This window comes from Streptosporangium sp. H13245, from assembly GCF_055690525.1.
This window is the reverse complement of record NZ_JBSZKT010000001.1, coordinates 465,371-491,986: the sequence shown is the minus strand read 5'-3', so window position 1 is coordinate 491,986 and position 26,616 is coordinate 465,371. Positions and strand designations below refer to the sequence as shown.

Annotated in this window: 29 protein-coding genes and 1 tRNA gene; 14 read left to right on the top strand and 16 right to left on the bottom strand. The window is 67.6% G+C overall.

What is annotated here, in order from left to right; genetic code table 11:
• Positions 1 to 57: 57 nt before the first annotated feature.
• Positions 58 to 228 (bottom strand): divalent cation tolerance protein CutA, encoded by a 171-nt coding sequence (gene cutA, locus ACW9TB_RS02360; protein WP_472746225.1) that lies wholly within the window; start codon positions 226 to 228, stop codon positions 58 to 60.
• Positions 229 to 588: 360 nt separating this feature from the next.
• Between cutA and ACW9TB_RS02355 the strand changes: the two genes are divergently transcribed.
• From ACW9TB_RS02355 to ACW9TB_RS02345, 3 genes are all read left to right on the top strand, one after another.
• Positions 589 to 1,857 (top strand): DUF4365 domain-containing protein, encoded by a 1,269-nt coding sequence (locus ACW9TB_RS02355; protein ID WP_472746224.1) that lies wholly within the window; start codon positions 589 to 591, stop codon positions 1,855 to 1,857.
• 256 nt (positions 1,858 to 2,113) lie between these two features.
• The gene (locus ACW9TB_RS02350; protein ID WP_472746223.1) at positions 2,114 to 2,581 is read left to right on the top strand and encodes an SRPBCC family protein; all 468 of its coding nucleotides are present in this window, start codon (positions 2,114 to 2,116) and stop codon (positions 2,579 to 2,581) included.
• A gap of 469 nt (positions 2,582 to 3,050) precedes the next feature.
• On the top strand, positions 3,051 to 4,016 hold the full coding sequence (locus ACW9TB_RS02345) for an FkbM family methyltransferase (RefSeq protein WP_472746222.1): 966 nt from the start codon (positions 3,051 to 3,053) through the stop codon (positions 4,014 to 4,016).
• Positions 4,017 to 4,206: 190 nt separating this feature from the next.
• On the opposite strand, the gene ACW9TB_RS02340 is transcribed toward ACW9TB_RS02345, so the two are convergent.
• Both ACW9TB_RS02340 and ACW9TB_RS02335 read right to left on the bottom strand, forming a co-directional pair.
• Complete coding sequence (locus tag ACW9TB_RS02340) at positions 4,207 to 4,956, bottom strand: SDR family NAD(P)-dependent oxidoreductase (RefSeq protein ID WP_472746221.1); 750 nt, start codon at positions 4,954 to 4,956, stop codon at positions 4,207 to 4,209.
• 269 nt (positions 4,957 to 5,225) lie between these two features.
• Entirely contained in the window at positions 5,226 to 5,483 is a 258-nt protein-coding gene (locus ACW9TB_RS02335) for a cell division protein SepF (protein WP_472746220.1), read from the bottom strand.
• Positions 5,484 to 5,562: 79 nt separating this feature from the next.
• Here ACW9TB_RS02335 and ACW9TB_RS02330 point away from each other — a divergent pair, with 79 nt between their 5' ends.
• Positions 5,563 to 6,186, top strand: a complete 624-nt coding sequence (locus ACW9TB_RS02330) for a DJ-1/PfpI family protein (RefSeq protein WP_472746219.1) — start codon at positions 5,563 to 5,565, stop codon at positions 6,184 to 6,186.
• 55 nt (positions 6,187 to 6,241) lie between these two features.
• Positions 6,242 to 6,805, top strand: a complete 564-nt coding sequence (locus tag ACW9TB_RS02325) for a flavoprotein (protein ID WP_472746218.1) — start codon at positions 6,242 to 6,244, stop codon at positions 6,803 to 6,805.
• Positions 6,806 to 6,856: 51 nt separating this feature from the next.
• Here the strand turns inward: ACW9TB_RS02325 and ACW9TB_RS02320 are convergent, their stop codons facing one another.
• The 5 genes from ACW9TB_RS02320 to ACW9TB_RS02300 all read right to left on the bottom strand — a co-directional run bounded on the left by ACW9TB_RS02320 (position 6,857) and on the right by ACW9TB_RS02300 (position 10,083).
• Positions 6,857 to 7,768 carry a protein phosphatase 2C domain-containing protein gene (locus ACW9TB_RS02320; RefSeq protein WP_472746217.1) on the bottom strand — a complete coding sequence of 304 codons (912 nt, stop codon included), beginning with the start codon at positions 7,766 to 7,768 and terminating at the stop codon, positions 6,857 to 6,859.
• A 319-nt stretch (positions 7,769 to 8,087) separates the two neighbouring features.
• On the bottom strand, positions 8,088 to 8,312 hold the full coding sequence (locus tag ACW9TB_RS02315; protein ID WP_472746216.1) for a hypothetical protein: 225 nt from the start codon (positions 8,310 to 8,312) through the stop codon (positions 8,088 to 8,090).
• Positions 8,313 to 8,550: 238 nt separating this feature from the next.
• Positions 8,551 to 8,937, bottom strand: a complete 387-nt coding sequence (locus ACW9TB_RS02310; protein ID WP_472746215.1) for a hypothetical protein — start codon at positions 8,935 to 8,937, stop codon at positions 8,551 to 8,553.
• A gap of 3 nt (positions 8,938 to 8,940) precedes the next feature.
• Positions 8,941 to 9,363 (bottom strand): hypothetical protein, encoded by a 423-nt coding sequence (locus tag ACW9TB_RS02305; protein ID WP_472746214.1) that lies wholly within the window; start codon positions 9,361 to 9,363, stop codon positions 8,941 to 8,943.
• 60 nt (positions 9,364 to 9,423) lie between these two features.
• The gene (locus tag ACW9TB_RS02300; protein WP_472746213.1) at positions 9,424 to 10,083 is read right to left on the bottom strand and encodes a hypothetical protein; all 660 of its coding nucleotides are present in this window, start codon (positions 10,081 to 10,083) and stop codon (positions 9,424 to 9,426) included.
• 171 nt (positions 10,084 to 10,254) lie between these two features.
• On the opposite strand from ACW9TB_RS02300, the gene ACW9TB_RS02295 reads away from it, so the two are divergent.
• Positions 10,255 to 10,839, top strand: a complete 585-nt coding sequence (locus ACW9TB_RS02295) for a cadmium resistance transporter (protein WP_472746212.1) — start codon at positions 10,255 to 10,257, stop codon at positions 10,837 to 10,839.
• Between the two features lie 52 nt (positions 10,840 to 10,891).
• Complete coding sequence (locus ACW9TB_RS02290; protein ID WP_472746211.1) at positions 10,892 to 11,704, top strand: PrsW family glutamic-type intramembrane protease; 813 nt, start codon at positions 10,892 to 10,894, stop codon at positions 11,702 to 11,704.
• Positions 11,705 to 11,732: 28 nt separating this feature from the next.
• Here ACW9TB_RS02290 and ACW9TB_RS02285 read toward each other — a convergent pair whose 3' ends face one another.
• Positions 11,733 to 12,596, bottom strand: coding sequence for an NUDIX hydrolase (locus tag ACW9TB_RS02285; RefSeq protein WP_472746210.1), 864 nt, complete (start codon positions 12,594 to 12,596; stop codon positions 11,733 to 11,735).
• Between the two features lie 148 nt (positions 12,597 to 12,744).
• Here ACW9TB_RS02285 and ACW9TB_RS02280 point away from each other — a divergent pair, with 148 nt between their 5' ends.
• Positions 12,745 to 13,863 carry a DUF4328 domain-containing protein gene (locus ACW9TB_RS02280; RefSeq protein WP_472746209.1) on the top strand — a complete coding sequence of 373 codons (1,119 nt, stop codon included), beginning with the start codon at positions 12,745 to 12,747 and terminating at the stop codon, positions 13,861 to 13,863.
• A gap of 76 nt (positions 13,864 to 13,939) precedes the next feature.
• Here the strand turns inward: ACW9TB_RS02280 and ACW9TB_RS02275 are convergent, their stop codons facing one another.
• Together ACW9TB_RS02275 and ACW9TB_RS02270 are read right to left on the bottom strand one after the other, a co-directional pair.
• Positions 13,940 to 14,722, bottom strand: a complete 783-nt coding sequence (locus ACW9TB_RS02275) for a M15 family metallopeptidase (protein ID WP_472746208.1) — start codon at positions 14,720 to 14,722, stop codon at positions 13,940 to 13,942.
• A 76-nt stretch (positions 14,723 to 14,798) separates the two neighbouring features.
• Positions 14,799 to 15,701 carry a helix-turn-helix domain-containing protein gene (locus ACW9TB_RS02270; protein ID WP_472746207.1) on the bottom strand — a complete coding sequence of 301 codons (903 nt, stop codon included), beginning with the start codon at positions 15,699 to 15,701 and terminating at the stop codon, positions 14,799 to 14,801.
• 54 nt (positions 15,702 to 15,755) lie between these two features.
• Here ACW9TB_RS02270 and rplK point away from each other — a divergent pair, with 54 nt between their 5' ends.
• Complete coding sequence (gene rplK, locus ACW9TB_RS02265) at positions 15,756 to 16,181, top strand: 50S ribosomal protein L11 (RefSeq protein ID WP_472746206.1); 426 nt, start codon at positions 15,756 to 15,758, stop codon at positions 16,179 to 16,181.
• A 516-nt stretch (positions 16,182 to 16,697) separates the two neighbouring features.
• The gene (locus ACW9TB_RS02260; protein WP_436758247.1) at positions 16,698 to 17,870 is read left to right on the top strand and encodes an AAA family ATPase; all 1,173 of its coding nucleotides are present in this window, start codon (positions 16,698 to 16,700) and stop codon (positions 17,868 to 17,870) included.
• Between the two features lie 119 nt (positions 17,871 to 17,989).
• Here the strand turns inward: ACW9TB_RS02260 and ACW9TB_RS02255 are convergent, their stop codons facing one another.
• Both ACW9TB_RS02255 and ACW9TB_RS02250 read right to left on the bottom strand, forming a co-directional pair.
• On the bottom strand, positions 17,990 to 18,835 hold the full coding sequence (locus tag ACW9TB_RS02255; protein WP_472746205.1) for a MauE/DoxX family redox-associated membrane protein: 846 nt from the start codon (positions 18,833 to 18,835) through the stop codon (positions 17,990 to 17,992).
• A gap of 5 nt (positions 18,836 to 18,840) precedes the next feature.
• On the bottom strand, positions 18,841 to 19,791 hold the full coding sequence (locus ACW9TB_RS02250; protein ID WP_472746204.1) for a hypothetical protein: 951 nt from the start codon (positions 19,789 to 19,791) through the stop codon (positions 18,841 to 18,843).
• A 305-nt stretch (positions 19,792 to 20,096) separates the two neighbouring features.
• On the opposite strand from ACW9TB_RS02250, the gene ACW9TB_RS02245 reads away from it, so the two are divergent.
• Positions 20,097 to 20,603, top strand: coding sequence for a SigE family RNA polymerase sigma factor (locus ACW9TB_RS02245; RefSeq protein ID WP_472746526.1), 507 nt, complete (start codon positions 20,097 to 20,099; stop codon positions 20,601 to 20,603).
• A 113-nt stretch (positions 20,604 to 20,716) separates the two neighbouring features.
• Here ACW9TB_RS02245 and ACW9TB_RS02240 read toward each other — a convergent pair whose 3' ends face one another.
• On the bottom strand, positions 20,717 to 21,220 hold the full coding sequence (locus ACW9TB_RS02240) for a MarR family winged helix-turn-helix transcriptional regulator (protein WP_472746203.1): 504 nt from the start codon (positions 21,218 to 21,220) through the stop codon (positions 20,717 to 20,719).
• Positions 21,221 to 21,322: 102 nt separating this feature from the next.
• Between ACW9TB_RS02240 and ACW9TB_RS02235 the strand changes: the two genes are divergently transcribed.
• Both ACW9TB_RS02235 and ACW9TB_RS02230 read left to right on the top strand, forming a co-directional pair.
• The gene (locus tag ACW9TB_RS02235; protein ID WP_472746202.1) at positions 21,323 to 21,886 is read left to right on the top strand and encodes a YceI family protein; all 564 of its coding nucleotides are present in this window, start codon (positions 21,323 to 21,325) and stop codon (positions 21,884 to 21,886) included.
• Between the two features lie 272 nt (positions 21,887 to 22,158).
• Positions 22,159 to 22,248, top strand: a tRNA-Ser gene (locus ACW9TB_RS02230).
• Positions 22,249 to 22,380: 132 nt separating this feature from the next.
• Here ACW9TB_RS02230 and ACW9TB_RS02225 read toward each other — a convergent pair.
• The gene (locus ACW9TB_RS02225; protein ID WP_472746201.1) at positions 22,381 to 22,668 is read right to left on the bottom strand and encodes a hypothetical protein; all 288 of its coding nucleotides are present in this window, start codon (positions 22,666 to 22,668) and stop codon (positions 22,381 to 22,383) included.
• Between the two features lie 428 nt (positions 22,669 to 23,096).
• Here ACW9TB_RS02225 and ACW9TB_RS02220 point away from each other — a divergent pair, with 428 nt between their 5' ends.
• Complete coding sequence (locus tag ACW9TB_RS02220; RefSeq protein ID WP_472746200.1) at positions 23,097 to 23,810, top strand: creatininase family protein; 714 nt, start codon at positions 23,097 to 23,099, stop codon at positions 23,808 to 23,810.
• Between the two features lie 159 nt (positions 23,811 to 23,969).
• Here the strand turns inward: ACW9TB_RS02220 and ACW9TB_RS02215 are convergent, their stop codons facing one another.
• On the bottom strand, positions 23,970 to 26,546 hold the full coding sequence (locus ACW9TB_RS02215; protein WP_472746199.1) for a tetratricopeptide repeat protein: 2,577 nt from the start codon (positions 26,544 to 26,546) through the stop codon (positions 23,970 to 23,972).
• Positions 26,547 to 26,616 lie beyond the last annotated feature (70 nt).

The window sequence follows — 26,616 nt, the reverse complement described above, 5'->3', positions numbered from 1 at the left end:
CCCGGGGGTTCCGGAGCCCCTTCAGCACTCACCAGAGTGCCGGATCTCCCTGGCCCATCAGTAGGTCGACTCGATCGGTGCGACGATCTGAGCCCCCGCGGCCAGGTGACGCTCCACCACTGCCGAACAAATCCGATCAGTCTTATCACGACTGCTGACGGTGATGCGGACCTCGATGCAATCCGAAGTGTTTTGGATCACGCCAGCACACTGTCGAATTATTCTCATAGGCAACCCCATCCTGTTCAGCCTCGTTCCAAAGAAACGACCGCACCCGCTGGTCCAGGTGGGACTAATCTAAACGAGCAGGATCAGAGCTGCTAATGCGGTTTGGGGGCTCCGGTGTCGTTTGCCCGGTTAGAAGGGTGATCGAGGGGGACTCAAGCGAAACCATGGATACTCGGACCCTCTCCCCGAAGGTCAGCGTTCCCGCTCGGCGATCGGGTGCGTTAGAGACTTTCCAAGCTGACAGCGGGCTCCGATATCCCTCTCCTGCGGGGTTCGATGTCAGAGGCATTGGCAGGTCGATTAAGGACAACATTGGATTAGACCCACCTCAGGTCGGCGAGGAACTCCCAGGAGGTTGGCATGCCGAAGATTCCAAAAGGGCGGCGCGTGGGGCAGGCTGCCGTAAACACGCTGCGCACCCTGCTCGAAGATCACGATCACATCGTTCAAGAGATATCTGGGCAGAACGAATTCGGCGAGGATTTCTACGTCACCTTCACTGACAACGAGGATGTCACAAGTGACACGATCAAGGTCCAGGTCAAGGGTGGGGATAAATGGCGCCGAGGCAACGGCTATGCGGTTCCTATCGGCCAACACGTGGACACCTGGGCGAATGGGAACATCCCCGTCTACTGCGTAGTGTACGATCCGGACACCAAAAGACTGCATTGGGCGAACGTCACCCAACAACTCCGCCGATTCGGCCCCCTCAATCCGCCACGCTTCATCGGCGTTAGCCCGAACGCGGTGCTGGACAACACCACCATAGGTTCCTTCGTCGTCCAAGCCCGCCGCTATGTCGGACGCTACCGAGGCCGACAGGCCGTCCTCACCCATCTGGGTGAAATGTCTGGAGTCGAATTCGACCCGACGGACCATGTTCTGCACTTCGTTAACGGCGACGACGAGGACCTCATTTTCTGGAAACGCCCGGGGGACGCGGTGGCGACGCTACTGCTCAGCAATCAAGACTGGGAACCGGTTCCCGTCAGCTTGGGGTCCTTAGTGCGCTCCGAGCTTCGGATACCGGAGGATGAAAGAGGCCGCGGACCCGTCGACCCCGACCTGTGGGCCGCCGAAGACCTGGGGCTGAGTCGATCTGAGATCATGTGGGCAATTTCCTGCTTTATCTCTACTCAACAAGCCGACGAAGGACCGGAGGAGGATTCCGTCGACCCTGTCGAGTGTGAGGGGTGTCCGAACTGTACGGGTGAGGAGCCCGAGGAGCACGCCAACATCGCGGCGGATATGCTTCACAACTACCTCCTTGACCGCATTCTCGGTCGGATCGAAGCTGAGCCTGACCTGGTGCAGCGCTCGATCCTGGCCATGCGCGAGGACAGCGAGCTCGAACCGGAGATCGTAGCCGAGCTCGGCCCTCTTGAATCTGACCCGCGCATCGTCCGCCAGGTGAACAAGCTGAGCCGGGCTACGGTGACGACGGTGGACGACATCGGGCCGGAGGCATTCCGGCTGGCGATCCTGTACCTCATCCACCGCGTCTACATCGGTGGCCCCTCGCTCCCTCTTGGTGAGCAGGTCCGAATCGTATGGCGCATTCCGGAATCCGAGCTCACATCGTCCAGGGAGGCTCAGCGCGGGGAGGCTCCGACCGCTCAGATGTGACAAGCCCAAGTCAGTTGACTCCACGCCACATAACTGCCTCGATCATCGCTATCGCCGCCTGAGCGCCGGGGGCTGGGGCAGGTGAGCCATGGTCGGGGGTGTGGTTCACCGTCGTACCAGCAGCGTGGAATGCCGGGTCGTGTCGGTCCAGGTGGGATCGTCGTGAACGGTAGCGTCCCGAGCAGCCAGTGTGATTCGTGTTTCCTGCACGACCTGGTATGACGGGAAGTAACCTGTGCTGCTTTAGGCTTGACGCATGCCGAAGTTTGAGATTGTCACGCATGTTATGGCGCCACCCGAACGAGTCTTCGACATCTCGTTGGACGTGGATGTTCACACGGCCTCAATGGCGGAATCTTCTGAGAAAGCGGTCGGGGGTATGACCGCCGGTGGCTTGAAGCTGGGTGACACCGTTACGTGGCGGGCGCGACACTTCGGTGTCCATTGGCGAATGACGTCTACGATCAGCGCCTACGATCGCCCCGGTTATTTCGTCGATGAGCAGGTGTCCGGGCCTTTCAAGCACTGGCACCACGTTCACCGTTTTCAGCCCAACGGCCGGGGCGGTACGGAAATGAGGGATGTCATCGACTTCGCCGCGCCTCTCGGTCCTCTCGGTAGGATCGCTGAATTGCTGGCTCTCCGCCACTATATGCCCAAGTTGATCCGGGTCCGGAATCAGTACGTCAAGCAGGTTGCCGAAGCCAATCTCACGGCCGATTGAGAATCTCCCCGTCATTTGGGTGTAGGGGGGTCTGCCGCGCGTGACGGGACCACTGATCCGCGCTTGTCAAGGCCGCCGTACGCGCAGGTGATGATCCGTCAGCTTTCTGGGAGCCCTCGAAGAGGCGATTGTGAAGTGAGCCTGACGGGTCCGAGCGTCCAGAGTTCCGGAAAGTCGCGGGACGAACGACTCCGAATGATTTCGGAGGCTGTGCGTACATGGTGATCGTGCGGCTTTTTCGATGGGTCTGATCATGCGGGACTTCCGCTATCCGGGGTCTCTGTCGTCCTTCGGTGACGGCCGCTGGGCCAGGTGGCCGGTCTCGTGGGTTCGAACAAGGTCTCCCGGCTCCGGGGGAACGTGCTTGGCGATCTTCGGTGAGCCCATTCCGGTGCTGAGAACCGGTGCTTGGTGGATTTTTGCCCGTACGAGGCGTGATTAAGTCAAACTTCACATCATGGTCATATCGATGAAGCGGCTACGGCAGGATCTCGCCATCGGGGTGATGCGGGCGGCCAGGGCGGCGAACAGGAGCCGGATGGTCCGGACACTGCTGCGCGGCCGTAGTGTCCGGCGTTTTCCCCTGGTCAACCGGCTCTATCACACGGTGTTCCGGTTGGGCGTCACCATCGGGAACCGCGATGCCGAGGTGCGTTACCGGGATGTCGTGCTGACCGGCCCGGTATGGGACGCGACGATCATGCCCTCGATCTCGGCGGGATACTACGAGGAGTTCGAGGTCGGCGTCTTCGAACGACTGGCCTCGGTCAGTCATTCGATCCTCGATGTCGGGGCGAACATCGGTGTCTACGCCTGCACCGGCGGGGCGCACCTTTCGCGGGACGGCAGGTTGATCGCCTTTGAGCCGGTGCCGGAGAACGTCGCCTACCTGCGACGCAACGTGGAACGCAATGACCTGACCGAACGCGTGACCGTGGAACCGGTGGCCGTGGGGGCGTCGCCCGGCGAGCTGACGGTGCATCTGTCGGGCGAGCAGTCCGGCAAGCACTCGGCCGCGGCGGCGAACGTCGGGACGCCCACGGGCACGATCACCATGCCGATGACGTCGATCGACGCCTATCTCGCCGACCATCGCCTCGGCCCGCCCGACATCATCAAGATTGATGTCGAGGGCTACGAGGGCTTCGTGCTGAGAGGCGCGGTCCAGGCCATGACCGCCCTGCCGACGCTGCTGTTCGAGCTGCACCCCGACCTCCAGGCGAACTGCGGCTGCGACGCGGGCGAACTGCTTGACCTTGTCTTCGCCCGCTATCCCTGGGTCTTCCTGGTGGACGAGCTGGACAACGTCCTGCGGCCGTGTACGCGGGCCGACCTCGACAGTCCCGGCGCGATCGGCCTCTACCGCTCCAACCTCGTGGCGATCGGCCGACAGGAGCACCGGGACGCGGTCCGGCAGTGGCACGACCTCGGCTGAGAGACTCCCGCTCCGCTCGCCGGTTCGTCGTTCACGGCGTCCCGGAGATCCTGCGGTCATGCTCACCGTACGGCCCGCCCATCCTCCGGGCCCGCGCGGTTTGAGGATCCTCTCCGGGAGCCCGGAGAGGATCCTCTCCGGACTCCCGGACCGTGCCCGATGTCCTTGGCAGGAATGTCCCGCGAGAGCCTCAGGCGAGGTAGCCGCCGTCGATGTCCAGGACGGCGCCGGTGATGAAGGAGGCGCCGGGACCGGCGAGGAAGGCGATACCCGCGGCGACCTCTTCGGGGCGGCCGTAGCGTCCCATGGCGTTCAACGCGCGCTGGGCGTCGGAGTAGGGGCCGTCGGCGGGGTTCATGTCGGTTTCGATGGAACCGGGCTGGACGACGTTGACCGTGATCCCGCGGGGTGCCAGATCACGGGCGGCGGCCTTGCTGTAGGCGGTGACCGCGGCCTTGGCCGCGGCGTAGTCGGCGACCCCCGGGTAACCGGCGCGGGCGACCAGGACCGAGCCGACGGTGACGATGCGGCCGCCGTCGCGCAGGATCGGGACAGCGGCACGTATCGTGGCCAGCACCCCGCCCGCGTTGACGACGAACTGCCGGTCCAGGGCGTGGTGGTCGCTGGAGGGGTCGTCGATCAGACCGCCCGCGGGGGTTCCGGCGTTGTTCACCAGGATGTCAAGGTGCCCGAAGTCCGCGACGACGTCATTGATCAGCGCGGCGACCTGGACGCTGTCCCCCTGATCGGCGCGGTAGGCGGAGGCGCGGACCCCGGTGCTCCGGAGATCTTTGGCGGCCCGTTCAGCCCTCTCGGCCGAACCGGCGTAGCTGATGGCGACATCGGCACCGGCCTCGGCGAGGGCCTGGGCGGTGGCGAAGCCGATGCCACGCGATCCGCCGGTGACCAGTGCGACTTTGCCGGTAAGAGGTCCAGACACGATTGCTCCGTTCTGGTGAAAAATGCGGAATTCAGGGATGCAGCTCAGTAAAGGGCGTGCTTTCAGCGACACAAACCCCTATTGAGCCCTTGAATTACTCCACACTTTTGACAGCCAACCATCTGGCCGAGCATTGGGCATCCAGAGCCCTGGCCCGTTCAGCGGAAGCGGAGCAAACGACCAACGGTTCCCCGGCACCCGTTCACCGTGTGAGCCGGACACCGTACGAGGGGAGTCCGGTGGTTTCTCATCGAGACAGCGTCGCCACGTCACCCGCCCCGCGGCGCCTCTTCGAGCGGCGGCACTCGATTGCCCAGCCCGTAGGGCATCAGCAGGAACACCTTGGGCGACAGGCGGTCCATGTCCCCGCCCCTGCCGAACACCAGGCCGGCGGCGAAGTCGACGAACTGTTTCGCCTCGTCGTCCGTCAGCCCGTTGAGGTCCATCACCACGGGCACGCCCGTACGGAAGAAGTGCCCGACGTAGATCGCCTCGTTGTAGTTCTGGGGACGTAGTGTTTTGACCACCGCACAAGTCTCCACTGTCCGTCACGTCCGTCAAGGTGTCTTCCGAAGCGTGAGGCATCTCGCCGCTGGGGGAATCACCATGCGTATCGTCATTGCGCTGTTCGACCGGTTCACCGCGCTTGACGCGGTCGGCCCGTACGAGGTGCTCAGGTTCCTGCCGGGTGCCGATGTCGTGTTCGCGGCCGCCGAGGCCGGGCCGGTACGGAACGACGCCGGGTCCCTGGTTCTCACCGCGAGCGCGGCGTTCGCCGACGTCGACTCCTGTGACGTGCTGCTCGTGCCGGGAGGCCCGGGGAGCCGGGCACTGCTCGACGACGACGCGCTGCTCGGCTGGATCCGCCGGATGGACGGGGGAAGTACGTGGACGACCTCGGTGTGCACCGGATCGTTGCTGCTGGGGGCCGCGGGACTGCTCGCGGGGCTCTCGGCGACGACCCACTGGGGCGCGGTCGACGTGCTGGAGTCGTTCGGGGCCACGTACACGGCCGAGCGCGTGGTGTTCCAGGGGAAGGTCGTGACCGCCGCCGGGGTGTCCTCCGGCATCGACATGGCGCTCACCCTGGCGGCGCGCATCGCCGGTCAGACCGTGGCGGAGGCGATCCAGCTCGCCATCGAGTACGACCCGCGACCGCCGTTCGACGCCGGATCTCCCGCCAAGGCGTCGCAGGCCGCGAAGGATTTCCTCGCGGAAAGAGCCCGCTGATCTGGCGGGAGCTTTCGAACCCCCTTGAATTCACCACGTACCTGGGAGTGATCGCGTGACCGAGTCCGGACGGCTTCTCCAGGTCATCGTGTGCGCGGCCGGTGCCGCCCGGGACGTCGGCCGTCTCGTCGCCCTCGCCCGGGATGAGGGCTGGATCGTCCAGGTCGTCGCCACCCCGTCCGCGCTGGACTTCATCGACGTCCCCGCCCTGGAACGACAAACCGGACGCCCCGTCCGCAGCCGATACCGCAAACCGGACGAACCCAAGCCCCCCAGAGCCGACGCGATCATCGTCGCCCCCGCCACGTACAACACCGTCAACAAGTTCGCCCAGGGCATCGCCGACACCTACGCCCTTGGCCTCCTCGCCGAAGCCCCCGGCCTCGGCATCCCCGTGGTCGTCCTGCCCTTCGTCAACGACGCTCTCGCCACGCGCGTACCGTTCCGCCGGAGTGTCGAGAGCCTCCGGGCCGAAGGCGTCCGCATCCTGCCCAGCCCCTCCGAGCCCGGCCTGGCCGATGCCGGGAACGGAAGCCGCGAGGACTACCCCTGGGCCCTCGCCCTCCGGGAGATCTCGGCGAAACAGGCTCGCCGGACCTCGTTCCCCGGGGGCACCTGACCGCGAAGGGAGTCCCGTCGCCGTCCAGGTGAAGGTCATGACGGGCAGGGGTCAGCCGAACAGGCAGTGGGCGGCCGTCGCGTCGTCGTACGTTTTCGCCCGGGGCCATCGGGAGCCGTCGGAATCGGTGTGCTCCGCCTCGCGGACCTGACGGATCAGCTCACCGGGTCCGGACCGTTCGAGGGTGTCGAGGGCCTCGCGCCAGGTGGCCAGCCCGAACAGGTCGACGAGCCGGGAGGCCCCGTCGCTGAGCAGGGCGACCGCCCGTACCCGGTCGGCGGGGAGTGTGCCGGTGAGCGACCGCTCGGCGGTGAGCGGGTCGACGGCCGCGATCCAGAAACCGCCCTCACGGTTGCGGTGGTCCCGCATGGTCTCCACGTACTCCCGGCGCGCGGTGACGTGCTCGGCGCTTCCGTTGGCGAGGCCGTCCATGGTCGACCGGTGTGCCCTGCCGACCCGATCCACCCGGTCGTCACAGACGACCGTCGGCTCCGCCTGACCGGCCACGTCCAGGATGAGGACGGAGTCCGCCAGGACGAGGAAGTCCAGGTTGCCCGCCGCGCGGCGGACCATGACCACCGTGGCGGACGGCGATCCGGGATGGGTGAGGTCACAGACGAAGTCGTGGAGGGAGGCGACGGCCTTTATGCCGTTCGCGAGTATCTCCGTCAGCGTTCCCGTGTCCTGCGTCATGCCCGCGAGGAGGGTCGAGCCCAGGGAACGCACGTACCAGCCGACGCCGTGAACGCACCCGGTCTCCGCTCCCTCCGGGGTCCCCGCGCCGTCGAGGAGAACGAAGGCGTCCGGGGTCGCCCCGAAGAAGTCCTCGTTGTCGGCGTTGTCGTCCCTGACTTCGTTGTCCGTGCTGTCCGTGCTGTTCACGGTGTCTGGGCTGTACGGGGTTGCCGTGGTGTCCGTGTTCTGCCTGCCGGGTGCCGCTTCGGTGGCGAAGGTGATGCGCATCGGGTCGGAGCTCCTCGTGCTGGACGGGCTTGCGCCGGACGGGCGTGCACGTTTCCCCCACGAGTTCCCCGGTTGGAACGGCGTATTCCACGCGTACTTCGCACGGGACACCCCACGGCCTGTCTCCGCGGTATTACTCCAGGACGTCCCCACGGCGGGCCACGGATCCGGGGCCGGGCACCGCCGTCGTAGAGGTCCGGAGGAGAGGTCCGGAGACGTCCGGAGGCGGGCACACCGGCGCGGGGACGCCGGGGCACGGGGACAAGCGGGGACGAACCCTCAGTACGAGAGACGAACCCTCAGTTCGAGAGACGGATCCTCAGTACGAGGGTTCCGAAATGGATTCGGCCCGGTAGACGTCCAGCGGTCCCTCTTCGTCCTCGTCCACGCCCACCTTCCTCAGCAGCAAAGTCCGGCTGCCGATTTTCAGGGAACGTTCGCCGTTGATCTCCGTGGACGCGAACACCGTGACCGCGTGACCGTGCATATCGCGCACCTGGTCATATTCTGGTCCGTCAGGAATGTCTAGCTTGATGCGTCTCATCTGGAATGTCACCCTCCCAGTGTGAAAGCCTCAGCCCCGAAAATCGATCGTACGTGTGACGATATTTGGCATCATTTTCAGCTGAAAAGGTATGGGCGCGGGGCCCGGGTCCTCGCGGTCGGCGGTGGAGGCCGCCGGGAGCGAACCGGACGCGGGTTCTCGCCGGGTGGCAGCGGTGGCGCGTCCCCGGCCGCAGCGCCGGTCCGGCCGGTCGAGGGGCACCACCCGCCACCCCTCGCTACGGCAGCGGGTCGATCCCGATGTTCTGGTCGTACTGGACGAGCTCCGCCCCGCGATCGGTGAGGATGGGCCATTTGGTGGCGCGGGCACACCAGATGACGTGTCCCGCCGTGATGTCGCGCGATCCGTCGAGGATCTCCGCGATGTCCCCCACCTTTCCGTGGGTGAAGTCGTCGATCTTCACACCGGGTGTCGTGACGAGCTCGAACAGCTCCACCTGGGTTGAGATCGGGGAGATGGACAGGACGGCCGCGAGGCTGGTCGCCGGAACGCATATCCCGCCGCCACGGAAGAGACACATGGCCGCGATGCTTCGGGAGTATTCGGTCTTCGCCACCGCGATGTCGACCAGGGCGCTCACGTCGAGCACTCGACCGGGAAGCATGGTTCAGCGCCTCCGGAAAGGGCGAATGCCGATCTGGCCCCACTCCGCCTCGGAGAGCTGGTCGACCCCGAGGGAGTCGGCCGCCGTGTCGAGGTCTTCGCGATGCAGGTTCCAGCGGTGCATCAGGGTAATCACGTGGGGTTTGTTGCCGATCTCTCGCTGGACGGCCGCGTGGATCACATCGGCGACGCGGTTTCCGGTCAGTCGTGCCTTACGGGAAAGCGCCTCATAATCCGCTTTATCCAGCTCTATGGTGATAGCTGTGTCGGAAGCCGGTGCGCTGATTGCCTTTTGTCCTTCTCCGAGCTGGAGGTGTGCCAGCCACAGCGGAACCGAATCCGACTCTTGCCTGGCGCCATCATGATCATTCGATGATGGTTTTTCCGATCCCGTGCCGTCTCGCCATGCTGACATGGAGTGGGCCATGCGTTCGACAGTAGCTGTGAATTGTGGATTATGGCAGCACTTCTACGCTAAAGGTCATTACTACAGGAACCCCGACGGCTGGGCGGCGGGATCGGAGGGGACACCGGGGCCCGTGGGACCGGCGGGAACGGAAGGATCGGCGGGGTTCGTGGGAACCGCGGGGACAGAAGGATCGGCGGGGTTCGTGGGGACCGCGGGGACGGTGGGGGTTGGCGCGCCGGGGGTGGGAGTGGGGGTGACCGCGCCGCAGACTCCCAGGCCCCGCCGCTGCTCGGCGATCTGGTCGACCGGCATCTGGTACGTTAGCCGCTCCTCGGGCGACGGCTCGTACCGCCACGTACCGCTCTCGAAGGCGAAGTCGAAGTCCGTCGCGTCGCCGAGCCGGGTCGCCTCGACCGTGGCACTGTCGCCGGTGATCGTGACGGTGGCGATGGTGAGCGGGGAGTTCGTCAGGAGCGGGGGGCAGATCTCGAACAGCCTCACGTACTCCTCCCGTGCGATCAGCCCCTGCGCCTCGGTGGTCCACAGGTCCCAGAAGTCGCCGTACGACCCGCTGCCGTAGGCGTCGAGCGCCGGTTGGACGGCCTGGCGGACCGAGACCTCCGAGTGCTCGCCGCCGGGTGTCGGGGCCGTGCTCGGCGGCGACGAGGGCGGGTTGAGCACCGTGAGAACGGTGATGACGGTCCCGATGGCCAAGCCGACGACCATGATGACTATCACGACCAGTCCCCGTCTCGTCTCGCCCCGCGGCGGCTGGCCGTACTGCGGCGGATAGCCCACGTGCGGTCTCCGGGGGACTGGCAAGAGCGGATGAAAGTGATCATAACGCCCGTAGCTCTCAGCTGACCACGCTCATCGCACCCCTGGCAGGGGAGCCGACATAATGCGCGCGTGATTCAAACGATCGGTACGGCCGCCGCCGTCTTCGCCGGTACCAACGTGGACGACATCATCATTCTGACGGTTCTCTTCCTGGCATCCAGGGCGGGGGGTGTTCCCCGGCCCTGGCGGATCGTCGCGGGCCAGTACGCGGGCATCGCCGCACTGGTGGCCGTCTCGGCCGCGGCGGCCCTCGGGCTCGCCGTGGTACCGGACCGCTGGGTGGGGCTGCTCGGCCTGGTGCCGTTCGGCATGGGGGTGTGGGGACTGGTCAAAGCCGGGAGGGCCGGGAGGGACGGCGGCGACGAGGCGCCCCGGGTCGCCTCGGGCGTGCTCTCGATCGCGGGGGTGACCATCGCGAACGGGGCCGACAACATCTCCGTCTACACCCCGCTGTTCCGCACGATCGGACCGGCGTCCAGTGCCGTCACGGTGGTCGTGTTCGCGGTGCTCGTCGCGGTCTGGTGCGCGGCGGCCTCCTGGCTCGGGTCGCACGAGAAGGTCATCGCCCTGGTGGAGCGGACGGGCGCGTGGCTGGTGCCCGTGGTGTTCATGGTCATCGGCGCCGTGATCGTCGCGGAGTCCATATTTAGATAAATATGGACATTTCCCTCGAATCTAGGGCATATGTGCTGGGAAATTACTTACCATGCGAGACCATTTGCGCTTCTATCGGCATCGATGGTTCAAGGCGTGGATCGCCCTGATCGTTCTGTCCTTCTCGCTCATCGCCATGATGCAGGCGGCCGGTAACCAGGCCGTCCTGCCCGCGGCCTTCTTCTACGGGGCCGCGGCCGGGCCCATCGCGCTCCTGCTCGCCATCCACGACCGTATCCACATCGCCACCAGCGTGCCGGCCATGACGCTGGCGGGCATGTTCCTGTTCGGCGGGGGTGTCGCGCTCCTGCTCGGCGGCTACTTCGACGCGCTCCTCATCTCCGAGAAGAACAGCAACTCGATCCTGCGGGTCGGATGGATCGAGGAACCCGCGAAACTCGTCCCGCCCCTCGCGGTCGCGCTCACCGGCCGCCACCTCACCAAGGCCGCCGGGGTCGCGCTCGGCCTGGCCTGCGCGACCGGATTCGCGATCATGGAGTCGATGGCCTACGCCTGGAAGAGCATCGCCAACCACGACGGCGCCGTGGGCGCGGGCACGGTCCTCCTGCTACGTGGTCTCAGCACCCCTTTCAGCCACCTCGTCTGGACCGGCCTGGTCTGCGCGGTGGCCTTCGGCGTCTGGGAGGTCCGGGGCCGCGCCGTCTTCACCCTCCCCATCGTCGTCGCCTTCGTCACGGCGGCCATGCTCCACTCGCTCAGCGACGGCCTGCTCATCCTGGACATCCCCCGGCCGGCCAGGCTGCTCTTCGTCGTCGTCGCCGCGGCGAGCTACTGGCTGTTCCACCGGGCCACCCGGAGCCTGAAACCGGTGCCGATCCTGGAACCTGAGCCGTCCCGCGCCTGACCCCGGCGCCCACACGGTCGTACGAACGTCACAACCGTGCCAGCAGCCACCGGGGCCCGGTGACCTCGGCACCCAGCTCCCTGACCCGCTCGCGCAGCTCCCGGTCGGCGGTGACGACCAGGACGCGCTCCCAGGGGCGGGCCTCCCGTACGGCCTGGACGACGGCGTCGTCCCCGCTCCCCGGCGCGGCGATCACGGAGACGCCGGGCACGGGGGCGGTGTCGCGGGCGGCGCCCTCGACGACCGCGGCCAGCCGGGGGAACCAGCGCGCCAGCGCCGGGGTACGGTCGGGCGCGGTCCACCGGCCGTCGGCGGCACGCGCGCCGACCTCGGCGAGCACCTTGGCCGCCGCCCCCGCGCGATCCCTCCACCAGCCGTGCTCTGCGCGGGCGCCCACGATGTTGGCGACGTCGAGGACGACGAGGGAGGGGGCGAGCGCGAGGCCGACGACCGGCCAGGTCGCGGCGAAGCCGGGGTGGAGGTCCCTGGCGGTGATCTCCTCGGCGGGAACCCAGCGCAGGTCGTCGCTCTCGGCGTTGGCGGGAACGGCGCGCAGCAGCTCGGAGGCCTCGGCGATCACGGTCTCGAAGGACCAGCCGCCGTGGTCGTCGCGGTAGACGCCCTGGACCCGCAGGCCGGTGCCGTCCAGCGCGGCCTCCTCGAAGGACTCGCGCAGGGCGGTCTCGATCGTGTCCTCGTGGCTGTCGCGGGCGCCGCCCGGCAACCCCCAGGTACCGCCGTGATGGCTCCACACGGCACGCTTCTGCATCAGGACGCGGGGCCCGTCCACGGCGCCGTGGTGGACGGCGAGCAGACCGGCCGCGCCGTGCACCCCCCAGTGCCGGTGCCCGAGATCACACCGGGCCCACCCGTCCCCGTCCCTGGCCGCCATGAACCCATGATGTCCCAGGACCCGGTCGAGTACCCTCCGCCCCCCCGCTCATCGGGATCGGAGGGGAAACCGGCAGGTGGAAAAGCGTTCATGGCGTCATGTCCCGATCCGGCATACTGATCACCTTGATCCTCGCCGAAGGACTCCCATGTACCCGAGCGTGTTCCCGAGCGCGCTTTTCGCGCCCGTTCGCTTCCTGCAGCCGATCCGTACGTTCGCGACCGTCGCCCTCACCCTGGTCGCGCTGACCTCCGTCGTCTCCGCGGGCACCTCGGCGATGCGGCTCGTCTACCGGGAGAGCTGGTCGTGGCGGACGGTCTACGAGTGGGACGCCGTGTACGCGCTGCTCCTCTCCCCGGTCGTCCTCCTCTTCTGGGTCATCCACCTGATGGCGGGCATCGCCTTCGTGTGCTGGCTGTTCCGCGCCCGGGGCAACGCGTACGCGATCTCTCCCGGGGTCCCCCACAGATACGCCGCGCCGTACGTGGTGTTCGGGTGGTTCACTCCCATCGCCAACCTGTTCGTCCCCAAGGGGATCGTCGACGACATCCTGACCACCTCCAGGCCCGGCGGGCTGCGACCGGGAACCGACCTCTACCGGGGACGCCGCTGGGGGCTGGTCTGGGCGTGGTGGCCGGTGTGGCTGCTGTGGACGGCGGCGGAGGTGGCGTCCGTGGCTCTGGGGAACGCGGACATGACCGTCCTGGAGAACGTCGCCCTGGCCGCCTGTGTCCCGCTGCCGATCGTCGCGGGCCTGCTCGTCGCCCGGGTCGTCCTGACGATCACCAGGCTTCAGGAGACCGCCCGCACCGATCTGCCTTCGGGGGGACGGCCCCTGAGCAGGCCGGGACCGCCCGTGGGGTCCTATCTCGGCCTCACCACTCTCGTCGTGCGTGACTACGACGAGGCTCTCGGCTTCTACCTCAACACCCTCGGCTTCGAACTCCTGGAGGACACGCCGCTGGGCGACGGCAGGCGCTGGGTGACCGTCCGCCCGCGCGGTGCCCGGGAGACGGCGCTGCTGCTCGCCCGCGCCGACGGTCCCGAGCAGGAGGCCCGGGTCGGCGACCAGACCGGCGGCAGGGTCGGCCTGTTCCTGCACACCGACGACTTCGCCCGCGACTACGAGCGCCTGCTGTCGGCGGGCGTCGTCTTCGAGGAGGCCCCGCGCGGCGAGCCCTACGGCAGGGTCGCGGTCTTCCACGACCTGTACGGCAACCGCTGGGACCTGTTCCAGCCCGCCGACGTCTCACCGGCGTACGGCTGAGCCCGAAGTACGGCTGAGCCCGAAGTACGGCTGAACCCGAATCGGTCCCGTCGCCGGGCGGGCGCTTCCCCCGGCCTCAGTTCCCGCCCTTCGAGAAGTGCTGGTAGTCCTTGATGCCGGACCAGTAGCCGCCCCACTCCCAGCCCTTCTGCTGGAAGGCCCTGACCACGCGGTCGCCCGGGTTGATCACCCCGGGAGCCCGTACGGGGCGCTCGAAGAACCTGCGGGCGTTCTTGTGGGACCCCGTGCCGTTGGCGTACACGTACGGGTTCTCACGCGGGTTGATGTCGACGGCCAGGCCGTAGGCGTGCTTGGACCAGCTGCTCGACCCCTCCGCGGGGCGGCAGTTGAAGGCCGAGGTGTTGTCGGCGTCGATCGAGGCGAAGTCGTCGGCCTTGTAGACGTCGACGAGCCGCATTTTGTAGATCGGCCAGCGCCAGTCGTACAGGCGGTGGAAGACAGAGACGATGTCGTCGGCGGCGTTCTCGTGCACGACCAGCTCGCCGGTGTGCGGCTTGTCGTCGAAGCCCCAGTAGGTCATCGTGATCAGCCGCAGGTCGCCGACCGGGACCGGGCATCCGGGCCGCCACGAGTATTTGAGCCGTTCACGGGCGACCCGGGAGACCTTCGCGGAGAACTTCGGCGGGCCCGTCGGGGTCGGCGACGCCGTGGGCGAGCCGGTCGCCGGGGTCACGACGGTCGGCTCCGGGGCCGCCACCTCGGGGTCGGGCGAGGGCGCGGAGATCGGCGCGGAGGTGACCGGAGGCGCGGCCGGGACTGGCCGGGAGGTGGCCGCGCCGCACGAGGCCACCGCCAGGCAGCCGACGGCCGTCGCGAGCACGGCCCGCGTACGGATCATGGGTTTGGAGCCTGACACGTGCCGCCCCCTCAGAAAAAACGGACAAAAGCGACAAAAAGCCATTGTAAGTGATCGACTATCCGAGGTGGGAGGCGGTCGCCGCGGCGATCCACTCGTGGGCGATCACGGGTTCCGGTGGCCAGGGCGTGCCGTTGACCACGGCCACCAGCTCCCAGTATCGCCCGGCGCGCGGGTCGTGCTCGGCGTAGTCCCGGACGATCGACTCCGGGGTGCGCCTCTGCGCCCCGGCCAGGGCCGCGAGGATCCCGGCCACGACGGGCGCGGCAGCCTCCGACTCCGGGGCCACGCCGTCCCGCAGCGCGGCCAGCGCCATCTCCGTGACCAGCGTGTTGGCCTCGTGCCAGGCCGCCAGGTCGATCTCGGTGGCGTTCTCCCAGAAGTCGCCGCTCATCCCGCGCAGGGAGGCGCGGAAGTCGTCGTCGGCGAGTAGCTCGGTCAGCTCCAGCCAGGCGTCGAGCTGCTCGATGCCCGGCTCGTCGGGCAGGTCGGGCACCATGGCCGCGCGCAGGCCGCCGAGCCACTCCTGCCTGGCGGCGTTCTCACCGGCGACGTCGTCGACGAACTCGTTCACCAGCGCGGCCGTCTCCGCCACGCCGAGCCGCCCGAGGGTGTTGAGGCGGCGCAGGTCGTCGTCGGACGGTTCGTCCCGCTCCAGCGTGGCCCTGAGCACCGCCCGGGTCCGCTGCAGCGCCCTGATCTGCGTCTCCACCGTACGGAGGTGCAGGGAGAGCACCTCGCCCAGGTCGCGGTCGCCGAGCGATCTGATGGTCGCCAGGTCGACGCCGATCTCGCGCAGCGTCCTGACGAGCTCCAGCCGCCCGCGGTCCTCGTCGCCGTAGAGGCGGTAGCCGCTCCGGGTGCGGCCACGCTCGGGGAGCACCCCGATGTCGGAGTAGAAGCGGATCGTCTTCACCGGCAACCCGGAGAGTCTGGCGAGCTGTCCGATCGTGTAGCTCATGACCCCGATTATTCCGTTGAGCCTCCAGTAACGGGAGACTTTAGCTTGGCGGGCATGTCGAAGAAAAAGGTCAGCCGGATCGCCAAACTCCAGCTCCCGGCAGGTGAGGCCGGTCCCGCCACCGTGGGCAAGGACCTGGGCCCGCTGGGCCTGAACCTCATGGAGTTCTGCCGCCAGTACAACGCGGCCACCCAGGACCGGCGGGGGTTCGTCGTCCCCGTCGTCGTCACCGTGTTCGAGGACCGCTCGTTCGAACTGGCGATCAAGATGCCCACCACGGCCTCGCTGATCCGCCGGGCGATCGGCCTGGACCGGGGCGGCTCCCGCCCCGGGCACCAGGCGGCGGGCACGATCACCCGCGCGCAGTTGCGGGAGGTCGCCAGGACCAAGCTGCCCGACCTCAACACCGCCGACCTCGACCAGGCGGAGAAGATCGTCGCGGGCACCGCACGCTCGATGGGCCTGACCGTCCGGGACTGAGCGTCGGTGTGAGCTTGACCGTCCGAGATTGAGTCCCGGTATGAGCTTGGCCGTCCGGGACTGAGTTCCGGTGTGAGCTTAGTTCTCCGGGACTGAGCCCCGTATGGGCTTGGCCGTCCGGGACTGGGCCCCGTATGAGCTTGGCCGCCCGGGATCGAACCCTCGTACGCCCCTGCTTGTGACCCCGTACTGACCCCGTACGTCCTGTGCGGCTTACGACCGGGTTCATGGTTGCTTGGGGCGGTGGCCCACATTCCTTGGGGAGGCTTTTCATCGAAACGTATCGCGCCTGTGTTCGAACCCGCGCTACAGTCATGGGCACGGGATCGAACACGGGTTCGGGCTGACGTTCTCGCAGGTGAGAGGTGTGTCATGGCGATGCTCGCGGTGCCGCCGACGGCACGCCCCCCGCTCCCTCGCCCGCCGGTGGAGCGCGGCGCGACACGCCGTAGCACTTTCTACGGAATTCTAAGCCGGCCGCTATATCCCGTCATAAAGTCCGAGAGCGTGGACCCCGTGCGCAATCCCTACGCTCCCGGTGCCGGACAGCGCCCCCCCGAGCTCGCCGGTCGCGACCGCGAGCTGCAGCAGTTCGAGATAGTTCTTGAGCGGGTGGCCCGAGGGCGCCCCGAGCGCAGCATGGTGGTCACCGGGCTGCGCGGCGTGGGCAAGACCGTCCTGCTCAACACCTTCAAGTCGATGGCCATGCAACGGCTGTGGGGCACCGGCAAGATCGAGGCCAGGCCCGACCAGTCGATCCGGCGGCCGGTGGCCGCCGCCCTGCACATGGCGGTCAGGGAGCTGGCCCCGAGGCATCGGGCGCCCGAGCGCATCGAGGAGTTCCTCGGCGTGCTCAAGGCGTTCGCGATGCGCGACCCCTCGGCCGCCAAGGGCACCTCACACTGGTCGCCCGCGATCGACGTGCCCGCGGGCCGGGGGCGCGCCGACTCGGGAGACCTGGAGATCGACCTCACCGAGCTGTTCGTCGACGCCGCCGCGGTCGCCACCGACCTGGGGGTCGGCATCGCGCTGTTCATCGACGAGATGCAGGACGTGCAGGCCCCCGACGTCTCGGCGCTCTGCGCGGCCTGCCACGAGCTCTCCCAGAGCGGCGGCCCGCTGATCGTGGTCGGTGCCGGGCTGCCGCACCTGCCCAGCGTGCTGTCGGCCAGCAAGAGTTACTCCGAGCGGCTCTTCCGCTACGCCAGGATCGACCGCCTCGACCGCGAGGCGGCCGACCTGGCGCTCATCGCCCCGGCCGAGAGCGAAGGCGTGGAGTTCACCCAGGACGCCCTCGACGCCCTCTACGTGGCCGCCGACGGCTACCCCTACTTCGTCCAGGCGTACGGCAAGGTCGCCTGGGACCTGGCGCTGCGCAGCCCGATCACCGCCGACGACATCAGGGTCTCCGCGCCGGAGGCCGAGGAGGAGCTCGCGGTCGGCTTCTTCGGCAGCCGCTACGAGCGGGCCACTCCCGCCGAGCGCGACTACATGCACGCCATGGCCGCCATCGGCGACGAGCCCGTCGCTACCGCCGAGGTGGCCGAGGGGCTCGGCCGCAAGCCGTCGAGTCTCTCCCCGGCCCGCGACAGCCTCATCAAGAAGGGCCTGATCTACAGCGCGGAACGCGGGCTGATCGCGTTCACCGTGCCGCACTTCGGAAAGTTCCTGCGCGCACAACCGGTCTGACTGAACACTTGTTCGATATAGTACGGGAGGGCCCCTAGTCCTCTATATGGCTCTCTAGTGGGGAAGCTAGAGAGCCATATAGAGCTCAATCGTGCTGCCCTAGGGAAATCTAGGGCTCTCTAGCGTCCAGCCGATATCGGCAGAGATTCCGGCAGAGACTCCGTCTCCACCGGCTGCCCGTCCGAGCCGACCACGGCGACTCGCACCGCCGGGTGCCGCCCGCTCAGATAGACCGCGAAGACCACGTCGACGGGGGCGCCCGCGAGGCTGTTCCCCGGATAGACGAAGAACCGCCAGCACAGCTCCCGCCAGCTGTCGACCGGCTCCTTGCTCGACAGCAGTCCCGTGTGCGAGCGCCAGACCGCGCTCGACCGCAGCCGTCCGAGCGCGGTGGCCGGGTCGAGGCGGCGCTGCTCGCAGGGCGCCCGGTAGCGAAGCCTCGCGATCGTCTCCTCGATCTCCGGCGAGAGCGTGGCGAGCAGCAGCAGCCCCGCGAGCGTGGCCGACGCGTGTGTCCACGTCAGACCCGCTATCGCCTCCCAGCCGGGGACCGCCGGAGTCCAGACCAGCCCCAGGGCCATGGCCGTCAGCACCATGGTGCGGCCCAGCGACCGCCGTCCCACCGGGAGCGCGCTGACATCGCCGAAGCAGCCGCAGCCGGCGTCCGGGCGGCGGCGCCGCAGCTCCCACAGGACGTAGGTGGAGACCGCGAAGAATCCGGCGATTCCCCACCGGAAGAACGGATGGCCGGTCAGCAGCAGCCCGCTCGCCAGGAACAACTCCCCGAGCGCGCAGCCCAGCATCGCGGACGCGCGCCAGCGCTCGGGCACCAGCACGGCCGGGCCCAGCTTGCTCAGCATGCCCGGCTCGATCTCGCGCGTGACCGTTCCGATCTTCGCGACCGTGCCCGCTGCCAGCAGCAGGAACACGACCGGCAACTGCGCGGCGGCGATCATCATCAGCATCCGTGTCACCCCATTCCAAGCCGGGCGTTGAAGCACCCGGTGGTCAGGTCTCCGCCGAGTTCCACGAAGGAACTCGGTGACAGTTCCAGAATCCGGCCGCGCGGGGAGGTGCCGCACTCCAGGCACCGGTCGCAGAACCGGCCGGCCAGGCAGCCGCACGCCACGATCGGCAGGACCGAGGTGCGTCCGGCGCACACGTTGCGCACGTTGAGCATCGACCCCAGCGCCAGGTATGGCAACCCGGCGCAGGACACCCCGGTGTCGTCACAGGCCGTGTCGGCCCGTTCCAGCATGGGGTAGGCGACCCCCTGCTCCCCGTCGTCGAAGGTGTCCGACCACGTGGCCGTGCCCGAGATCCGCGACTGCACGCCGACGTAGCCGGGGGGCGGCGGTGGCACGGCCGTCCATCGGTAGGGCGGCTGCGAGGTCGCGGGGAGCCGCGCCCGCGCCGTACCGTCCTCGCGGACCCCGATGGCGTCGAACAGGTAGCCGGGTTCGAACTGCGGATGCCTGACCCGCAGCCGCCCGGAGGAGCGGTAGGGGATGACGATCGTGCGCCGCCCGCGGTGCGGCCCGCAGTACAGCTCCACGGTGTGGTCCTTGCCCTCGGTGCCGATCGACTGGATCACCCCGGTGATCCTGGTGATGTCCGCCCAGATCCGGTCTACGACCCGGCCGGACCGCAGCGCCTTGATGATCACGTTGGACCCGTGGGGGAGGTCGGCGGGGCTGACGGCCTCCCCGCGCCACGCGGTCGCCCACGGGGCGATGACGAGCCGCTCCTCGTCGCCGTCCGGGGTGTCGATGACGATCAGATGCGGACTGACGTCGAGGATCGTGCCGCTGACCGCGTGGAAGGACTCACCTTCGGTGGGGAGGGGGCCCGGCTCCTGGACGGTCCGGCCAAGCGCGGCGGCCGCCAGCGCCCGGCGGCGATCGGCGCTGCGATAGGGCATCGTCGCTCCCCAATTCTGCGAGGTGTCGCAGCCAGCGTCACACGCTTCGCGGAATCCCGCTGTCCGCTCCACGAATAATCACGGCAGGTGTCCAACCAGGTACTAAAGTTCCCCTCCCTGGTAGAACGCATTGGTGTCCACCCGATGACAAACCGCTATCTAATACTTCTTGCATGCTCCAACGCCCATCGAAGCCGATCTTTACCGTTGATGGGATGAAATATAGATTTCGGTTCAGCCGCAGTATGGGTTCTGGCTGCGATTCTGGCCACCATACGCACCTGGAGCACAGGCTGGTGATCGCGGTGGCCGGCGGGACCGACGAGGAGTTCCGCGAGTATGTCGTTGCTCGCGGCCCGGCGCTGCTGCGCGCCGCCTACCGGCTCACCGGGCATCCGAGCGACGCCGAGGACCTGTTGCAGGCGGCGCTGGTCAAGACCTACCTCGCCTGGGACCGCATCCAGGACCGTACCGCCCTGGACGGCTACGTACGCCGGGCGATGGTCAACATCAACATCTCCTGGTGGCGGCGGCGCAAGCTGGAGGAGTACCCGTCGGGTGAACTCCCCGAGCCCGCCGCCGCGGGTGGCGATCACCTGCCCGAGCGTGTGGAGCAGGCCCTCGACCGGCTGCCCACCCGGATGCGGACCGCCGTCGTCCTGCGCTACTACGAGGACATGACCGAGCCGGAGATCGCCAAGGCCCTGGGCATCAGCGTCGGGACGGTCAAGAGCACGGTCTCCCGGGGGATGGCCAAACTCCGGGGCGACCTCACCCCCTCCGAACCGAGGCACCTGGAACCGCAGGTCTGACCTCTCCGGCCTTTCGTACGTTCGCGGGTCCCGCGAGGGACGGATCTTCCACGGACGTCTAAGGGACTTCCCGTGGATCCCGTACGGGATCGGGGTGGAAGTGTTAATTGGACTTACTCGGACGGGATGAGCGCGGCCTCCTCGGGCCGGAAGTCCTCCGCTCCCGCGGTGGCGCACGGTCGTACGGCGTCGCGGATGGTTCTGAGGGTGCCGAGGAAGGTGTTGAGCTCGGCGGGGGGGAGAAGCCCGGTGAACCAGGTCTCGATGTCGACCAGGTGCCGAGGGAGGACGCCGTCGAGCCGGTCGGTGCCGGTCTCGGTGATGGCCGCGTAGGAGGCCCGCCGGTCGGTGGGGCACGCCTGTCTCGTGACCAGCCCCTCGCGCTCCAGCCGGTCGACGACCCGGGTCGTCCCGCTCGTGGACAGGCCCGTCTGCGCCGCCAGGTCGCTCATGCGCAGCCGCCCCTGGGGCGAGCGCGCCAGTCTGATCAACGTCTCGAAGTCGATCTCTGAGAGCCCCGCTGCCGCGAAGGACTCGTGCGCCTTCGCCGCGATGCCGGTGTAGACCTCGGCGAGGAGGCCCATCGCCGTCAGCCGGGGGTCGTCAAAGTGGTTCACGCGCCTACCCTACCCGACAGTAGTTGACGAGAGGAATATTCCTCGTGTAGAAATCTGTTGACGCAAGCATCCACTCAGCAAGCATCTCTTCGGGAGCAGAAAATGACCACTCGGACCTGGGAGAATCTTCAGATCCCCGCCCCGGGCACCTACGCTCTGGATGTCGCCCACACCCAGATCGGCTTCGTCGTCAAGCACATGATGGTGAGCAAGGTTCGCGGTCACTTCAACGAGTTCGCCGGCACCGTCACCATCGCCGAGAACCCCCTGGACTCCTCCGCGCAGCTCTCGATCAAGGCCGCGAGCATCACCACCGGCGCTCCCGACCGCGACGGCCACCTGCGCAGCGACGACTTCCTCTCCGCCGAGAAGTTCCCCGAGCTGACCTTCCGCAGCACCCGCGTTCTCGGCCACTCCGGTGACGAGTTCACCCTCGTCGGCGACCTCACCATCCGTGACGTCACCAAGCAGGTCGAGCTCACCGTCGAGTACGGCGGCGCGGGCACCAACCCGTGGGGCCAGGACGTCTGGGGCTACTCGATCAAGGCCGAGATCGACCGCGAGGAGTTCGGCCTGACCTGGAACCAGGCGCTGGAGACCGGCGGCGTCCTGGTCGGCAAGAAGATCAAGATTGAGATCGAGGGCGAGGCCAACCCGGCCGCCTGATCTCCGTGACCACCCGAGGTCTCTCCCGTCTCGCCGGACGGTGAGGGGCCTCAATGGTGTTCACTTGGTGAGATGTAGCGTCTCGCGAACTGGGAATCCACAGGATTTACGCCACGCTCAGCTGCGGACTCCCCAGTTTGTCCACAGGGGCGGGAAGAGTTATCCACCACTTGTGGATAACTCTTCCCCAACTCTTGCCCGCGACGCGATCCTTAACCGCTTTGCCGCCTCGCCTGATGGCCGGTACTCTGTGCTGAGCCGAACGGCCACCAGGAGGCTTCGCCTAGTCAGGTCTATGGCGCCGCACTGCTAATGCGGTTTGGGTTTACCGCCCATCCGGGGTTCAAATCCCCGAGCCTCCGCAGATCAGAGGCCCTCTCCCGAGGTTTGGGAGAGGGCCTTTTTGATCTTTAGGGGCGTCACAGTTGTAGTCAGGCGCCGACCCGTGATGCGGCGACACGGAAGACCAAGATCGACCACGCCGCCGCATCCGCCTACCGGGCCTCCCCGGAGAGCAACGCCCTCCATATATCGCTGGCCTGCCGGATCGGCCATCGATAGGTCTCGTGTACTTCCGGACTGCCGTCCAACTGCAGCGTGCGCCGGATGAAGCCCTGTCCTCCGGCCTGGCACAGCTCGTACAGGGTGGCCCGGCAGTGGCAGGTCCAGGTGATCACCCGCAGGCGCGCCGTTCCCCGGTCAGGGGTCAGCCAGACCAGCCGCGTGTGACCACCCTGCGGTGTGGGCACGTGGGGACTCAGGCAGCCCGTCAGCTCGATCACTGCGGAGCGCACCCACTCGGGCCGGGAACCGGAAGCGGCTCCCGCTCGCGAAGCTCACCACAACGACTGATGGAGACAGGCGCGACCCGCGTACAGCTGAGCGAGGCCACCGCAGCCATTCCGATATTCGAGGCCAGTCGCTCCCAGTGGCCCGAATCCAGCCAGGCACGCGATCACGTCCTGTTCCTGGCCCGTATGGCGACCGCCTACGCCATCGCGGGCGAACGAGAGCACGCCTGCGCGGTGACCGAAGACGCCCTCTCCCGCATGCGGGCCCTTCGCTCCAGCCGCGTCACCGCCCAGCTCACAGCACTACGCGCTCACCTTGCCCAATGGGCGGCCGACCGCTCCGTGGCAGACTTGCTCACCAGGCTCGACATCCTCTCGGAGTCCTTCTCCCTGAGAGCACCTCAGCCACAAGGAGACCGGTGACCACCCTGCTGCCCACCGCGACCACCACCGAGGAACGAGACCGGGACGCCCAGGTCGCGATTCTCCCCGTCGGCAGCTTCGAACAGCACGGTGACCATCTGCCGCTCAGCACCGACACCATCGTGGCCACTCTGATAGCCCGCCGGATCGCCGACGCACACCCCGTCCTGCTGCTTCCGCCGGTGACGATCTCCTGTTCGCACGAGCACAGCGCCTGGCCGGGAACCGTCAGCATCTCCGCGCGGACCCTGTACGCGATCGTCACCGACGTCTACGCCTCCGTCACCCGCTCCGGCCCTACGGCCCTCGTTGTCGTCAACGGCCACGGCGGCAACTACGTCCTGAGCAACGTCGTCCAAGAGGCCAACGCCAAGGGGCGCCGTATGGCGCTGTTCCCCTCCCGCGAAGACTGGAACGAAGCCCGAGCCGCCGCCCGGCTCACCAGTTCCACGCACGAGGACATGCACGCCGGAGAGCTGGAGACCTCCTTGCTGCTGCATGCCTGCCCCGAGGTGATCCGCCCCGGCTACCAGTCCGCCGACCGGATCGCCGACGACCGCCGCCATCTCCTGACCAAGGGCATGCAGGCTTACACGGACAGCGGAGTCATCGGCCGCCCCTCCCTGGCCACCGCCGAAAAAGGCAAGGCTCTGCTTGAAAGCCTCACCATCGGTTTCAGCGAGGTGCTCGACCTCTTCACGAAACCCTGAACTGGGCGAGACACGAGGCACTGCCGAATTGTTCCTGTAGGTATTAAGCGGCGCCGCGCCGTCGCACTGCTTTCGCTCTCACGATCGTCTGACTGTGGCACTTCGCCGTTGATGGCCGGGGGCGATCGACGGCCCGCGGCTTCGTTTCTCAGTCACGGCTTACCGAATGCCTCGGGCGGTATCGAGGCTCCCTCGTACGGCCTCTGTGAGAGGATGCGTCGGTCCTAGGATCCGGATGTAATCGGTGAGGGTTTGCTCGTACAGCGGGATGGCCCGTCCCAGATTCCCCGCCGCTCGGTAGGCGCTGGCGAGGTTGTTGCGACTGGCCAGGGTGTTGAGGTGATCAGCGCCCAAGATCCGGGTCTGGTCGGTGAGGGTCTGTTTCAACAGCGGAATGGCTCGCCCCAGATTCCCCGCCGCGTAGTAGGCACCGGCGAGGTTGTTGCGACTGATCAGGGTGTTGGGGTGGTCGGTGCCCAAGATCCGGGTCCGGTCGGCGAGAGTTTTCTTCAACAGCGGGATGGCTCGCCCCAGGTTCCCAGCCGCTTGGTAGGCGCTGGCGAGGTTGTTGCGACTGTTCAAGGTGTCGGGGTGGTCGGTGCCCAGGATCCGGGTCCGGTCGGTGAGGGTTTGCTCGAACAGCGGGATGGCCTGTCCCGGATTTCCCGCCTCATAGTGGGCGTAGGCGAGGTTGTTGCGACTGCCCAGGGTGTCGGGGTGGTCGGTGCCCAGGACTCGGGTCCGGTCGGTGAGGGTTTGCTTGTACAGCGGGATGGCTCGCCCCAGGTTCCCAGCGGTTTGGTAGGCGTAGGCGAGGTTGTTGCGACTGGTCAGGGTGTGGGGGTGGTCGGTGCCCAGGACTCGGGTCCGGTCGGTGAGGGTCTGCTCGTACAGCGAGATGGCCCGCCCCAGATCTCCCGCCGACTCGTAGGCGCCGGCGAGGTTGTTGCGACTGGCCAGGGTGTCGGGGTGGTCGGTGCCCAGGATCCGGGTCCGGTCGGTGAGGGTTTGCTCGAACAGCGGGATGGCCTGCCCCGGATTTCCCGCCTCATAGTGGGCGTAGGCGAGGTTGTTGCGACTGCCCAGGGTGTCGGGGTGGTCGGCGCCCAGGACCCGGGTCCGGTCGGTGAGGGTTTGCTCGTACAGCGGGATGGCTCGCCCCAGATTCCCTGCCGTTTGGTAGGCGCCGGCGAGGTTGTTGCGACTGGTCAGGGTGTGGGGGTGATCAGCGCCCAGGACTCGGGTCCGGTCGGTGAGGGTCTGCTCGTACAGCGAGATGGCCCGCCCCAGATCTCCCGCCGACTCGTAGGCGTAGGTGAGGTTGTTGCGACTGCTCAGGGTGTCGATGTGGTCGGCGCCCAGGACCCGGATGCAGTCGGTGAGGGTCTGCTCCAACAGCGGGATGGCCCGCCCCAGATCCCCCGCCGCTCGGTAGGCGCCGGCGAGGTTGTTGCGACTGGCCAAGGTGTCGAGGTGATCGGCGCCCAGGACCCGGGTCCGGTCGGCAAGAGTTTGCTCGTACAGCGGGATGGCCCGCCCCAGATCGCCTGCGGCCTCCAAGTACTGTCCCGCCCAGTTCTGCAAGCCCAAAACCGTTGTGATCGATGACGAAGAACCGGTGGATTCCACGGAACAGGCATGTAGATGCAAGGTCGCGGCTTGGTCGATGAGCGACTCACGATCCAGCCGATCCCACGCCACCCGATGTATCGGCGGCCCGCACGCCTGCACCCACGCCGCTGCCGCACCAATCACGTTCTCCAGTCGGCGTTCCTCGCGGACGGTGTCGCGTGCGACGCGCTGGATGAAACGGTGCATGCTCACCGTCGCCCCATCCTGGCTCAGCACCAGCAGCGACGCATCGGCCAGCGTCCCGATCGCCGCATCCACCTGCACCGCCCCATCCTCGGTGACGACCCCCAGCAGATCCCGATCATCGGCAGCCCGATGCAGCCAGGTGCGCGGCACCCCCGCGGGCGAGACCACCGCCATCAGCTCCAGCAGACCTCGCTCGATCCGGGTAGCGCGAGCAGAGGCGAACTCGGCCAATGCCAGCAGCACCGCCCGCGCCGCACCGGTCGGGTATCCGTCACCGGGAACCTTCGGAAACGCCTCCTCCAGTGATACCGACCGCAACCGCTCAACATAGGTGTCGTAACCCAACGCCTGCCGGTTGATGACATATGCCGCCGCGGCCAGCGCCAGCGGCAGATGATCCACCTCCTCCGCAAGCGCTTGCGCCTGTACCTCATCGCCCGCCTGCCACGGGCGATCGGCGCGTTCGCGCAGGAACGCCAACGCTTCGGTGCCGGTGAAGACCTCCACCCGCACCGCGGCTCCGAGCGTCTCCACGCTGCGGTAGTTACTGGAGATCACCACCTGTACCGCTCCCAGCGGCGGTAACCACGTCGTGACCAGATCGGCATCGCTCAAGTTGTCCAGCACGATCAGGCACCGCTCGGTCTGGCCGGTCAGCCACTTCTTCAACCGGCGCGCCCCAGCCGCCGCGTCCTCTCCGGCCACGGTGATACCCAGATCGGCGGCGACCGCGTCCAACCCGGCCACCAACTGATCGCTGGTCTCGGCGTACACCCAGGCGACCAGCGCCCACCCCTGTTGCGCGCGGTGCCGCGCGTACGCCGCTGCGATCTGTGTTTTGCCCACCCCTCGCGCGCCGGTCAACGCGCAGATCACCGCTACCCGCCCCGATTCCGCCGCCTGCCGCAACGCCTCCATCAACCTCGGGCGGGGCTGAAACGCCTTCGGCTCCCGCGGGATGTCCGCCGATATCACCGGACCTTCAGGC